Annotated in this window: 12 protein-coding genes and 1 tRNA gene; 9 read left to right on the top strand and 4 right to left on the bottom strand. The window is 65.1% G+C overall.

What is annotated here, in order from left to right; translation table 11 throughout:
- Positions 1 to 46: 46 nt before the first annotated feature.
- The gene (locus ACFORG_RS23105) at positions 47 to 532 is read left to right on the top strand and encodes a flavodoxin family protein (RefSeq protein ID WP_386737955.1); all 486 of its coding nucleotides are present in this window, start codon (positions 47 to 49) and stop codon (positions 530 to 532) included.
- Between the two features lie 106 nt (positions 533 to 638).
- Here ACFORG_RS23105 and ACFORG_RS23100 read toward each other — a convergent pair whose 3' ends face one another.
- Positions 639 to 1,550, bottom strand: coding sequence for a LysR family transcriptional regulator (locus ACFORG_RS23100; protein ID WP_386737954.1), 912 nt, complete (start codon positions 1,548 to 1,550; stop codon positions 639 to 641).
- 138 nt (positions 1,551 to 1,688) lie between these two features.
- On the opposite strand from ACFORG_RS23100, the gene ACFORG_RS23095 reads away from it, so the two are divergent.
- Genes ACFORG_RS23095 through ACFORG_RS23070 form a run of 6 tightly spaced genes read left to right on the top strand, consistent with a single transcriptional unit; the run spans position 1,689 to position 7,968 of the window.
- Positions 1,689 to 2,747, top strand: a complete 1,059-nt coding sequence (locus tag ACFORG_RS23095) for a dipeptidase (protein WP_386737953.1) — start codon at positions 1,689 to 1,691, stop codon at positions 2,745 to 2,747.
- Between the two features lie 43 nt (positions 2,748 to 2,790).
- Complete coding sequence (locus ACFORG_RS23090) at positions 2,791 to 4,392, top strand: ABC transporter substrate-binding protein (protein ID WP_386737952.1); 1,602 nt, start codon at positions 2,791 to 2,793, stop codon at positions 4,390 to 4,392.
- 6 nt (positions 4,393 to 4,398) lie between these two features.
- On the top strand, positions 4,399 to 5,457 hold the full coding sequence (locus ACFORG_RS23085; protein ID WP_386737951.1) for an ABC transporter permease: 1,059 nt from the start codon (positions 4,399 to 4,401) through the stop codon (positions 5,455 to 5,457).
- Positions 5,454 to 6,365: an ABC transporter permease gene (locus ACFORG_RS23080; protein WP_386737950.1), complete on the top strand. Its 912-nt coding sequence runs from the start codon at positions 5,454 to 5,456 to the stop codon at positions 6,363 to 6,365. The genes ACFORG_RS23085 and ACFORG_RS23080 overlap by 4 nt, the downstream gene beginning before the upstream one ends.
- Positions 6,362 to 7,219 (top strand): ABC transporter ATP-binding protein, encoded by an 858-nt coding sequence (locus ACFORG_RS23075; RefSeq protein WP_386737949.1) that lies wholly within the window; start codon positions 6,362 to 6,364, stop codon positions 7,217 to 7,219. Before ACFORG_RS23080 ends, ACFORG_RS23075 begins: the two co-directional genes overlap by 4 nt.
- The gene (locus ACFORG_RS23070) at positions 7,216 to 7,968 is read left to right on the top strand and encodes an ABC transporter ATP-binding protein (protein WP_386737948.1); all 753 of its coding nucleotides are present in this window, start codon (positions 7,216 to 7,218) and stop codon (positions 7,966 to 7,968) included. The genes ACFORG_RS23075 and ACFORG_RS23070 overlap by 4 nt, the downstream gene beginning before the upstream one ends.
- A gap of 3 nt (positions 7,969 to 7,971) precedes the next feature.
- On the opposite strand, the gene ACFORG_RS23065 is transcribed toward ACFORG_RS23070, so the two are convergent.
- The 3 genes from ACFORG_RS23065 to ACFORG_RS23055 form a co-directional block, all read right to left on the bottom strand.
- Positions 7,972 to 8,586, bottom strand: a complete 615-nt coding sequence (locus ACFORG_RS23065; RefSeq protein ID WP_386737947.1) for a glutathione S-transferase family protein — start codon at positions 8,584 to 8,586, stop codon at positions 7,972 to 7,974.
- The gene (locus ACFORG_RS23060; RefSeq protein ID WP_386737946.1) at positions 8,583 to 9,959 is read right to left on the bottom strand and encodes an NAD-dependent succinate-semialdehyde dehydrogenase; all 1,377 of its coding nucleotides are present in this window, start codon (positions 9,957 to 9,959) and stop codon (positions 8,583 to 8,585) included. Before ACFORG_RS23060 ends, ACFORG_RS23065 begins: the two co-directional genes overlap by 4 nt.
- Before the next feature lie 78 nt (positions 9,960 to 10,037).
- Positions 10,038 to 10,111, bottom strand: a tRNA-Met gene (locus ACFORG_RS23055).
- 131 nt (positions 10,112 to 10,242) lie between these two features.
- Here ACFORG_RS23055 and purM point away from each other — a divergent pair.
- Together purM and purN are read left to right on the top strand one after the other, a co-directional pair.
- On the top strand, positions 10,243 to 11,298 hold the full coding sequence (gene purM, locus ACFORG_RS23050) for a phosphoribosylformylglycinamidine cyclo-ligase (RefSeq protein WP_386737945.1): 1,056 nt from the start codon (positions 10,243 to 10,245) through the stop codon (positions 11,296 to 11,298).
- Positions 11,295 to 11,891: a phosphoribosylglycinamide formyltransferase gene (purN, locus tag ACFORG_RS23045; RefSeq protein ID WP_386737944.1), complete on the top strand. Its 597-nt coding sequence runs from the start codon at positions 11,295 to 11,297 to the stop codon at positions 11,889 to 11,891. The genes purM and purN overlap by 4 nt, the downstream gene beginning before the upstream one ends.
- The last annotated feature ends 133 nt before the right edge of the window (positions 11,892 to 12,024 follow it).

Below are 12,024 nucleotides of genomic sequence, written 5' to 3'. Positions count from 1 at the left end.
CGCTTTGCCGTGGACCTTTTCCCGCGGTCCGTCCTATATCCGGGGCATGGCTGAACTGCTCATCGTCTATCACAGCCGCACCGGCGGCAGCGCCAGCATGGCCCGCGCCGCGGCCGAGGCCGCACGGGTCGAGACGAACACTCGGCTGTTGCGGGCGGATGAGGCGGAGCCCAAGGATATCCTTTCTGCACAAGGGTTTATCTTTTGCGGGCCAGAAAATCTTGCGGCGCTTTCGGGGGCGATGAAGGAGTTTTTCGACCGCTGCTACTATCCCGTTCTGGGGCGTGTCGAGGGGCGGGCCTATGCCCTGATGATCTGCGCTGGGTCCGATGGGGAAGGAGCGGCGCGGCAGGCGGCGCGGATCGCCAAGGGCTGGCGCCTGCGCGAGGTTCAGCCGCCACTCATCATCTGTACGCATGCGCAGACAGCCGAGGAGATCATGGCGGAGAAGACCCTTTCGGAGGCGCAGCTGGCCCCCTGTCGGGAGCTGGGGGCGGCGATGGGCGCGGGGCTGGCGATGGGTGTGTTCTAGGGGTTGGTACCCCCCGGATTGACCGTTTTGTACCCGGTTCAGGCCGGGCTTTGACCGTTTTGTACATGAATGTACCCCCGCAAAGACCGGCGGTCGCGCCGCCTGCTCATCCCCTGCTCGAGAACGGGTCGGGCGGAGTGTTCAGCCGCATGTGCCGCATGAAGGCGCGGGCGATGCGCGGGGTCGAGCGGCTGGCCGAGGTCACGAAGTAATTGCGGTAGAGGATCGGCGATTCGAAGGGGACGAAGGCCACGTCGTCGGAGCGGTAGTGATAGAGCGGGAAGGGGTTGATGACGGTCAGTCCCAGACCCTCGCGCACGAGGTCGGCGGCGGCAAAGCTGGTCGAGACCTCGGCGACGAGCCGAGGCTCGGCCTTGGCCTGATGCAGCAGGCGCTCGAGCTGGCCGCGGCGGGCATGGCGCGGGGTCAGCGCGATCAGCCGTTCACCATCGAGGTCGGCGGGCCGGATCACGGCGCGTGAGGCAAGCGCGTGATCGCGGGGCAGGGCGCAGACGGCGGGGGAGTTGCGATAGGGCAGCATCTGGAGGTTGGAGCGCGTCTGTTCGACACCGGTGATGCCCAGGTCGAACCGGTCGTCGAGGATGCCGCGGATCACCTCTTCGGAGGTGTTGACCTCGAAGCTCACGTAGAAATGCGGGTGGATCGTCAGGAAACTGCCGATCAGCGACACCATGAAGCGATGCGCGTAGGTCGGCGGCGCGATCAGGCGCAGGGTTTCCTGCACCGGCTCGGGCGCGCCGTCGATCCGTTCGAGCGCGTCGAAGAGCGGGTCGAGCCTGCGGTTGAGGCTGACCGCCTCTTGCGTGGGGCGCAGGCGCCCGGCATCGCGTTCGAAAAGGGTGGTGCCGAAGCGGTTTTCGAGACTGGCGAGCGATCGGCTGACAGCGGATTGCGACACGCCCAGCCGGTGCGCGGCCCCGGTTGTAGTGCCGGCCTGCATCAGCGCGCGCAGGGCGTTGTATTCGCTGAGCGAGTGCCAGGTGCGGGATTTGGCCATGCGGTCCTGCGGAGCGGTTTGGTGAATGAGAAAAACTCATAGCATTTGGGCTAAACAATGCGAAGCGCTTTTGATTAGTCTCATGCGAAGACAAATCACTTGGTCTCAAGCAAAGACAAATCGACAGGGATGGTAAGGTTGAACGACGGCGGGCCATTGGTGTTCGACGGGCATAACGACGTGCTCTCGAAACTGTTTCGCGCAGGCGGCATGGCGCAGATCGACGGGTTCCTGACCGGTCGGGACGGGGCCATCGACCTGCCCAAGGCGCGTGCGGGCGGGTTCGGCGGCGGGTTTTTTGCCGTCTACGTCCCCTCGCCGATGGATCGTGCCTTTCGCATGAGCGAGATGGACAAGCCGAGCTATGACCTGCCGCTGCCCGAATCGGTGGAGTGGGAAGACGCGTTGCCGGTTGCGGTTGCGCAGGTGGCGATTCTGCTGGAGATGGAGCGGCGCGGCGCGCTGGTCGTCTGCCGGACAGTGGCCGATATTCGCGCTGCGATGGATGCGGGAAAGATGGCCGCGATCTTTCACATCGAGGGTGCCGAGGCGATCGACGCGGACCTGCACATGCTGGACGTGTTCCATGCCGCGGGGCTGCGCTCCATCGGGCCGGTCTGGAGCCGGCCGACGATTTTCGGCCATGGCGTTCCGTTCCGCTTTCCTTCGGGGCCCGACACGGGCGACGGGCTGACCGACCTGGGCCTGCGGCTGGTGCGGCGCTGCAACGAGCTGGGCATCATGCTGGACCTGTCGCATCTGAACGAGGCGGGGTTCTGGGACGTGGCGCGGCAATCCTCGGCCCCGCTGGTGGCGAGCCATTCCAACGTCCATGCGATCTGCCCGCATTCGCGCAACCTGACCGACAGGCAGCTGGCCGCGATTGCCGAAAGCCGCGGGCTGGTGGGGCTGAATTTCGCCGTGGCCTTCCTGCGCGAGGATGGCCGGATGGCGGCGGATGTGCCATTGTCGCAGGTGATGCGGCATCTCGATCACCTGATCGGGATACTGGGCGAAGACGGCGTGGCGCTTGGCTCTGACTATGACGGGGCGGTGGTGCCGGAGGACCTGACCACTGTCGCGGGTCTGCCGAAACTGAAACAGGCCATGAAAGAGCACGGGTACGGTGACGATCTGATCCGGAAACTGTGCCACGAGAACTGGCTGCGGGTGCTGGAGGCGACATGGCGCGCCTGACACCCGTGGACCGCAACATCCAACAACAGGAGAGAGAAGAAACATGAGTGCATTCAGCAAGTTCCTGAACGGTGCGGCCGTCGGCCTGGCGCTGGCGGTTACCGCGGCCCCGGCCGTCTGGGCCGAGACCCCGGCCAACATGCTGGTCATCGCCAACCGGATCGACGACATCACCACGCTGGACCCGGCCGAGAGCTTTGAGTTCGCGGGATCGGACGTGATCCGCAACGTCTACATGAAGCTGGTCAATTTCGACCCGGCGGACCTGGACAAGGGATACGTGCCCGAGATCGCCGAAAGCTGGACGGTCAGCGAGGACGGCAAGTCGATCACCTTCACCATCCGCGAGGGGCTGAGCTTTCACTCGGGCAACCCAATCCGGGCCGAGGACGTGGAATTTTCGCTGCGCCGCGCGGTTGTCCTGAACAAGACGCCGGCCTTCATCCTGACGCAGTTCGGCTTTACCGAGGAGAACGTCGAACAGACCATCGTCGCCGATGGCAACACGGTGACGATCACCACCGACAAGCCCTATGCGACGTCTTTCGTGCTGAACTGCCTGACCTCAACCATCGGGTCGATCGTCGACAAGGAAATGGTCATGGCGAACGAGGCCGATGGCGACATGGGCAACGAGTGGCTCAAGACCAACTCGGCCGGGTCGGGTGCCTACACGCTGACCAGCTGGAAGCCGAACGAGAGCGTGACGCTGACCGCCAATGCCGATTTCTACCTTGGCGCGCCCGCGATGGAGCGGGTGATCGTGCGTCATGTGCAGGAAAGCGCAAGCCAGCGTCTGCTGCTGGAGCGTGGCGATATCGACATCGCGCGTGACCTCAACCCCGAGGACGTGGCCGGTGCGCGCGAGGCAGAGGGCGTCAAGATCCATGACGAGCTTCGCGGGCGTCTGATGTACCTGGCGTTCAACCAGAAGCATCCCGAGCTGTCCAAGCCCGAGGTGCGGCAGGCGATGAAATACCTCGTGGATTACGAGGGGATGCAGAACAGCTTCCTCAACGGTCAGTACACGATCCACCAGAACTTCCTGCCCAAGACCTTCCTGGGTGCGGTGGACGAGAACCCGTTCAGCCTCGATATCGAGAAGGCCAAGGCGCTGCTGGAAGAGGCGGGCATTCCCGAGGGCATGACCATCCGTGCGGGCGTGCGCGAGGCGCAGGAGCGTATCGAGATCGCGCAGTCCTTCCAGAACGCGTTGGGCCAGGTCGGCATCACGCTGGACATCACCGTGGGTACGGCCAAGCAGATCCTGGGCGAGTACCGCGCGCGGGAGCTGGACGTCTACATCGGCGCATGGGGCCCGGATTATCCGGATCCGCATACCAATGCGGGCACCTTTGCCTACAACCCCGACAATTCGGACGAGGCGAATGCCACCGGCCTGCTGGCCTGGCGGAACGCCTGGGATACCGGCGGGCTGACCGACAAGGTGGCCGCCGCCGTGGTTGAAAACGACACCGGCACGCGCACCGAGATGTACCAGGAAATCCAAGCCGAGTTCCGCGAGACCTCGCCCTTCGTGGTGATGTTCCAGCAGATCGAGCAGGCCGGGATGCGCGACAATGTCGAGAACGTGAATTTCGGCGGCGCGACCACCGCGGTCAGCTACTGGCCGATCACCAAGTAAAAGGGCATGGCCAACGTGGACAAAACAGACCGGAGGCGCCTCAGGGCGCCTCTTTCCCCGTGGTTCCGGGGGACGGTGACGACGCTGGGCAGCGTCGCCGTCACCATGCTGGGGCTGCTATTCGTCACCTTCCTGATCGGGCGCGTGATGCCGATCGACCCGGTGCTGGCCATCGTGGGCGAGCGGGCGAGCCAGGAAACCTATGACGCGGTGTACGAGCAGCTGGGCCTCGACAAGCCGCTGCTGGTGCAATTCGCCTATTACCTGTGGGACGTGCTGCATGGCGATTTCGGCGACTCGCTGCTGACCGCCCGCCCGGTTTCCGAGGATATCGCACGCGTTTTTCCCGCCACGCTGGAGCTGGCGACGCTGGGCACGATCCTGGGTGTCGTGCTGGGCGTGCCGCTGGGCGTGATCGCCGCCGTACGGCGCGGCAGCTGGATCGACCAGGTCGCGCGTGTCGTGGCGCTGGTGGGCTATTCGATGCCGATCTTCTGGCTGGGCCTGATGGGCCTGCTGGTGTTCTATGGCATTCTCGGCTGGGTCGGCGGACCGGGCCGGCTGGACATTTTCTATGAAGATATCGTGCCGTCGCGGACGGGGATGATCCTGCTCGACAGCGCGATCGCGGGCGAGTGGGGCGTGTTCCGCAACGCGTTTTCGCATATCGTGCTGCCCGCGACTCTCCTGGGTTATTACTCGCTGGCCTATATCAGCCGGATGACGCGGTCCTTCATGCTGGAGCAATTGAGCGCGGAATACGTCACGACGGCCCGCGTCAAGGGCATGTCGGAACGGGCGGTGGTCTGGGGGCATGCGTTCCGCAACATCCGGGTGCAGTTGATCACGGTGATCGCGCTGAGCTATGCGCAATTGCTGGAAGGCTCGGTTCTGACCGAGATCATCTTTTCCTGGCCGGGCATCGGCAGCTACATCACCACGGCGCTGCTGAGTGCCGACATGAACGCTGTTCTGGGCGGCACGGTGGTCGTCGGGCTGATCTTCATCTGTCTCAACATCCTGTCCGACCTTCTTTACCGTTTCCTGGATCCGAGGGCGAAATGAGCGATATGACATTGCGCCAATGGCTGCTGACCGATGCGCCGACCTCGCGGCGTCATGCGCGGATGGCGAGCTTTTACAAGGGCTGGCTGACGCTGCGCTCGAACACGATGGCGATGATGGGGCTGGGCATCCTCGTGGTGCTGGTACTGGCGGCGCTGTTTGCCCCGGTCATCGCGCCGCATGATCCGTTTGCGCAGGACCTTGGCAACCGTCTGGCCCCGCTGGGCACGCCGGGGCACATCCTGGGCACCGACAGCCTGGGCCGAGACATCCTGAGCCGGCTGATCTATGGCTCGCGCATCACGCTGTACATCGTGGCGCTGGTTGCGCTGCTGGCGCCGGTGGCGGGGCTGCTGGTGGGCACGGTCGCGGGCTATGCGGGCGGCATCGTCGACGCGGTGCTGATGCGGATCACCGATATCTTCCTAGCCTTTCCAAGGCTGGTTCTGGCGCTGGCCTTCGTGGCGGCGCTTGGCGCGGGGATCGAGAACGCGGTTCTGGCGATCTCGCTGACGGCGTGGCCGCCCTATGCGCGGATCGCGCGGGCCGAGACGCTGACCATCCGCTCGGCCGATTACATCAGCGCGGTGCGCCTGCAGGGCGCGGGGCCGATCCGGATCATCACCCGGCATATCTGGCCGCTGTGCATTTCCTCGCTGATCGTGCGGGTGACGCTGGACATGGCGGGCATCATCCTTGCCGCTGCCGGTCTGGGGTTCCTGGGCCTTGGGGCGCAACCGCCGTCGCCCGAATGGGGTGCGATGATTTCCGAGGGGCGGCGCTTCATCCTCGATCACTGGTGGGTGGCGACGATGCCGGGGCTGGCGATCTTTACCGTTTCACTGGCCTTCAACCTGCTGGGCGACGGGCTGCGCGACGTGTTGGACCCGAAGGATGAGGGCAAATGAGCTTGCTGGATGTTGAAAACCTGCGGGTGAAGTTTCCGAACCGTCAGGGCGTGTTCGAGGCGGTGCGCGGCGTGTCGTTTTCGCTGGGAAAAGAACGGCTTGGCATCGTTGGTGAAAGTGGATCGGGCAAGTCGATGACGGGCCGCGCGATCCTGCGGCTGATCCGGCCGCCGGGGATCGTCGAGGCGGATGGCATCCGGCTGGAAGGACGCAACCTGCTGGAGCTGTCCGAGGCCGAGATGCGCAAGGTGCGCGGCGAGCGGATCTCGATGGTGATGCAGGACCCCAAGTTCTCGCTGAACCCGGTGATGCGCGTGGGTGACCAGATCATGGAGGCCTATCTGCTGCACAACCGGTCCTCGAAGGCCGAGGCGCGGCGCAAGGCGATCGAGATGCTGGAGGCGGTGTCGATCCGCGACCCAGAGCGGGTGCTGCGCGCCTATCCGCACGAGGTGTCGGGCGGTATGGGCCAGCGGATCATGATCGCGATGATGCTGATCCCCGATCCGCAGATCCTGATCGCGGACGAGCCGACCTCGGCGCTGGACGTTTCGGTGCAGCGGCAGGTGCTGGGCATCATGGACCGGCTGGTGAAGGAGCGGGGGATGGGGCTGATCTTCATCAGCCACGACCTGAACCTCGTGTCGGAGTTCTGCGACCGGGTGCTCATCATGTATGCGGGCCGGATCGTCGAGACCTGCGCCGCGGACAAGCTGCACGAGGCGACGCATCCCTATACGCAGGGCCTGTTGAACTCGCTGCCGCGCCTGGACGAGCCGAGGCGGCATCTGGAGGTTCTCAAGCGCGATCCGGCCTGGGCCAACGAGACCGCGGCAGAGGAGGGCGGCAAATGAGCGTTGCCTTGCGAATCGAAGGGCTGGACGTTTGGTTCGGCGACGGACGCGACCGGGTCGACGCGGTTCAGGGCGCCGGGTTCGAAGTGGCGACCGGCGAGAGTTTCGGCCTTGTGGGCGAAAGCGGGTCGGGCAAGTCCACCATCCTGCGTGCGATCACCGGGCTGGCGCCGACATGGTCGGGGCTGATCGAGATCGAGGGCAAACGGATCGAGGGTGCGCAGCGCGATCGGGGTTTCTTCAAGACCGTGCAGATGGTGTTCCAGGATCCTTACGCCTCGCTGCACCCGCGCCACACGGTCGACCAGGTCCTGAGCGAGACGCTGTCGCTGCACGGGCTGGGCGATATCGACAAGCGGGTCGTGCGCCTGCTGGACGATGTGGGGCTGGGGTCACGGTTCCGGTTCCGCTATCCGCACCAGCTGTCGGGCGGGCAGCGGCAGCGCGTGGCGATTGCACGCGCGCTGGCGGGTGAGCCGGATATCGTGCTGCTGGACGAACCGACTTCGGCGCTGGATGTGAGTGTGCAGGCCGAGATCCTGAACCTTCTCACCGACCTTCGGGCGGAGCATGGGCTGACTTACTTGATGGTGAGCCATGACCTGCCGGTGATCGGGCACATGTGCGACCGGCTGGCGGTGATGAAGGATGGCCGAATCGTCGAAGTGATGGGCGTCGAGGCACTGCGCCGGGGCGAGGCGCGCGATGCGTATTCGCGCGACCTCCTTGCGGCTTCTGTCGGGGCCTGAGCGTCAGGCGGGCGGGGCCATCGGCCCTGCCTGTTCCACCGCCGCGATATAGCCGGGCTGCTCTTGCAGCCGTTGCCAATAGGCCTGCACCTGCGGATGACCGTCGAGCAGACCCATGCGGTCGAGCATGGCGAGCAGGTACGAGATCTGGATATCGGCCAGCGTCAGGCCGCTGTCGCAGAAGAAAGGCCCGGAGCCGATTTCCTGAGCGATGTAGCCCAGATGCGTGTCGAGCGCTGCCTGTGCCTCTTCGGGGATTTCCTTACCCTGAAAGGCGGGCAGAATCGCGGCCAGCGCCACCTCGGCAAAGGACGCCTCGACATAATCCAGAAGCGATTCGTGGCGCCAGTACGCCTGTGTGCCGCGCGCCGGCTGGTGGCTGTCATCGCCGTATTTCGCAACGAGATAGCGCAGGATCGTGGCCGATTCGGCAATCTTCTGGCCGTCGTCCTCTATCACAGGGGATTTGCCGAGAGGGTGCACGCGGGCCAGCGCCTCGGGCGCGCGAAAGCCCGAGGTGCGTTCGTAATCCACCCGGTTGCAGGGCTGCCCCAGATCGGACAGCAGCCAGAGCACGCGGATGGCGCGGGAATATTGCAGGGCGTGAAGCGTGATCATGGCAGGTACACCGCCTTGGCGTTCACGAATTCTTTCATGCCGAACCCGCCATGTTCGCGGCCATAGCCGGAATCCTTGACGCCGCCGAAGGGCATGTTGGGATCGGCCGCGCCGAAAGAGTTGATGCGCACCATGCCGGTGTCGAATTCGGCGCGGGCCAGTTCGATCGCGCGCTCTTCGTTCTGCGAGAAGATGCCGCCGCCGAGGCCGTAGCGGCTGTCATTCGCGAGGCGCATCGCCTCTTCGTCGTTGCGGGCCCGGATGACGGATGCGACGGGGCCGAAGATCTCGTCGTCATAGGCGGGCATGCCGGGCTTCACATCGCCTAGCACGGTCGCGGGATACCATGCGCCGGGCTTGTCGGGCGCATCGCCGCCGCACAGGAGGGTTGCGCCTGCGGCGAGGCTCTCTTTGACCTGTTCTGCAACCGTGTCGAACTGGTCCTGACTGGAGAGCGGCCCGAGCTTGGTGTCCTGGTCCATGGGGTCGCCCAAAGCGATCTTGTCCATCTGGTTCACGAAGGCCTCGACGAAGGTGTCGTAGACGGCGTCGGTGACGATGAACCGCTTGGCCGAAACGCAGGTCTGGCCATTGTTGTAGAGCCGTCCCATGGTCGAGAATTTGACGGCCGTTTCGATATCGGCGTCGCTGAGCACCAGATAGGCGTCGTTGGAGCCCAGCTCTAGCACGGTCTTTTTCAGCGCGGCAGCGGCCTTGGCGCCGATATGGCGGCCTGCGCCGTCGCTGCCGGTCATGGTGACGCCGCGCACCTTGGGATGCTCGATCAGCTTGTCGCTGGTGTCATGGTCGATGACGATGACCTGAAAGATGTCCTCGGGCAGGCCGGCCTCGACGCAAAGCTCACGCAGGCGCAGGGCGGAGCCGGTGCAGATCTCGGCATGTTTCAGCACGCAGCCATTGCCCGCCATCAGGTTGGCCGCCAGCACGCGGATAGGCTGGTAGAGGGGGAAGTTCCAGGGTTGGATCGAGTAGATCACACCGATGGGCTGATAGGTGACAATGCCGCGCTTGCCCTTGGGGCCGTGGGTGCGCTCCTCGTCGGCCAGAGCCTTGGGACCCTGGTCGGCGGAATATTCGAAGATCTGCGCGCAAAGCTCGACCTCGGTCAGGCCATCCTTGTAGAGCTTGCCGGTCTCGCGCGTCATCAGCTGAGCCAATTCATCTGCACTGTCGCGCAGCTTGGCGGCGATGTTGCGCAGATGCGCGCCGCGTTCGTCATGCGACAGCTTGCGCCAGTCGAGGAAAGCCGCGTGGCAGGCCTCGACCTTTCCGGTCGCCTCGGCTTCGGTCATCTGCTGATAGGTTTCCAGCGTCTCGCCGGTTGCGGGGTTCTTTGTCGTTATCGTGGACATCGGGTTTCCTTTTGCCATTCGCGGGCAAAACGGCCTGTGCGGCGCGATGTTCCAACACAATTTCGAAAACTGTCGTCCTAGGGGATGAGGGACTTGAACCCCCAACCAAAGCGTTATGAGCGCTCTGCTCTAACCAATTGAGCTAATCCCCCAGGAGAGGCCGGCCGGTGGACCCGGCGGCGTCCTCTGCCTATCACGGTGCGCGCCCGCGTCAAGCCTGACCGTTGCATGCGCGCGCGCGATGCACTAACCCGCGCGGGAGCGACAGAGAGGTGGGCGATCCATGACATCGGGGACATCGGGCAAGAACGGCATGACCTATGCCGAGGCAGGGGTCGATATTGACGCGGGAAATGCGCTGGTGGACCGGATCAAGCCGGCGGCCAAGCGCACCGACCGTGCAGGCGTGATGAGCGGGCTGGGCGGGTTCGGCGCGCTGTTCGACCTGAAGGGCGCAGGGTATAGCGACCCGATCCTGGTCGCTGCAACCGACGGTGTCGGAACCAAGCTTCGCATCGCGATCGACACCGGGCTTGTCGACGGCGTGGGCGTGGACCTTGTGGCGATGTGCGTGAACGACCTTGTCTGCCAGGGGGCCGAGCCGCTTTTCTTCCTCGACTATTTCGCGACGGGCAAGCTGGAGACGGACGTGGCCGCACGGATCGTCGAGGGAATCGCCGATGGCTGCGCGGCGTCGGGCTGCGCGCTGATCGGTGGCGAGACGGCCGAGATGCCGGGCATGTACCCGCCGGGCGATTTCGACCTTGCAGGCTTTGCCGTGGGCGCGATGGAGCGTGGTACGGCGCTGCCCGATGGCGTGGGCGAGGGTGACGTGCTGCTTGGGCTGGCCTCGGACGGGCTGCATTCCAACGGCTATTCGCTGGTCCGCCGGCTGGTCGAGCACGCGGGCCTTGGCTGGGACGATGCCAGCCCGTTCGGCGAGGGGCAGGTGGGCGAGGCGCTGCTGGCGCCCACGCGGCTTTATGTGCGCCCGGTCCTGTCCGCGATTCGCGCGGGTGGCGTGCATGGGCTGGCCCATATCACCGGCGGCGGTCTGACCGAGAACCTGCCCCGCGTGTTGCCCGAAGGGCTGGGGGCCGAGATCGATCTTGGCGCGTGGACGCTGCCGCCGGTCTTTGCCTGGATGGCGCAGGTGGGCGGCATCGCCGAGGCCGAGATGCTCAAGACCTTTAATTGCGGGATCGGCATGGTTGTGGTTTGCGCCGCCGATCAGGCCGAGGCGTTGACCGCGCTGCTGGAAGGTGAGGGCGAGACGGTTCATCGCCTTGGCCATGTCGCTGCGGGCGAGGGTGTTCGCTACGCGGGCGCATTGGCGTGAGCCACAAGCGCGTTGCCATCCTGATCTCGGGCGGCGGGTCGAACATGCTGGCCCTGCTGGACAGCATGGTGGGCGACCATCCGGCGCGACCCTGCCTTGTTCTGTCGAACGATCCGGCCGCGGGCGGGCTGGCCAAGGCTGCGGCGCGCGGCGTGCCGGTGGCGGCGGTGGATCACCGGCCCTTCAAGGGCGACAGGGCGGCGTTCGAGGCGGAACTGTTGAAACCGCTCGAAGAGGCGCAGCCCGACATTGTCTGCCTTGCCGGGTTCATGCGGGTTCTGACGGGCGAATTCGTCTCGCGCTTTCAGGGCCGGATGCTGAACATTCACCCCTCTCTCTTGCCGAAGTACCCCGGCCTGCATACCCATTCCCGCGCGCTGGCGGCAGGCGATGCCGAGCATGGTTGCACCGTGCATGAGGTGACCGCGGTGCTGGATGACGGACCGATCCTTGGACAAGCGCGGGTGCCGGTGAAGGCGGGGGACACGCCTGAGGCGTTGGCGGCGCGGGTTCTGGAACAGGAACACCACCTGTACCCGGCCGTGCTGCGACGGTTCGCCGAGGGGCGGCGGGATCCTGTGCACTTGGGGTAACCCCGCGGGCTTTCTTGGGGCGGGTGATTTACTTGTCGGCGGCCTTCGGCCTATGGTTGCGGAACGGACAGTGACGACCTGCGGCAAACGCCGGGCGCCATGACAAGCAAGAACAAGAGCAAGACGCAATCGC

Source organism: Lutimaribacter marinistellae, from assembly GCF_042648365.1.
GTDB classification, from domain to species: domain Bacteria; phylum Pseudomonadota; class Alphaproteobacteria; order Rhodobacterales; family Rhodobacteraceae; genus Lutimaribacter_A; species Lutimaribacter_A marinistellae.
The sequence above is the reverse complement of the archived record's forward strand: the minus strand, read 5'-3'. Positions and strand labels throughout refer to the sequence as shown.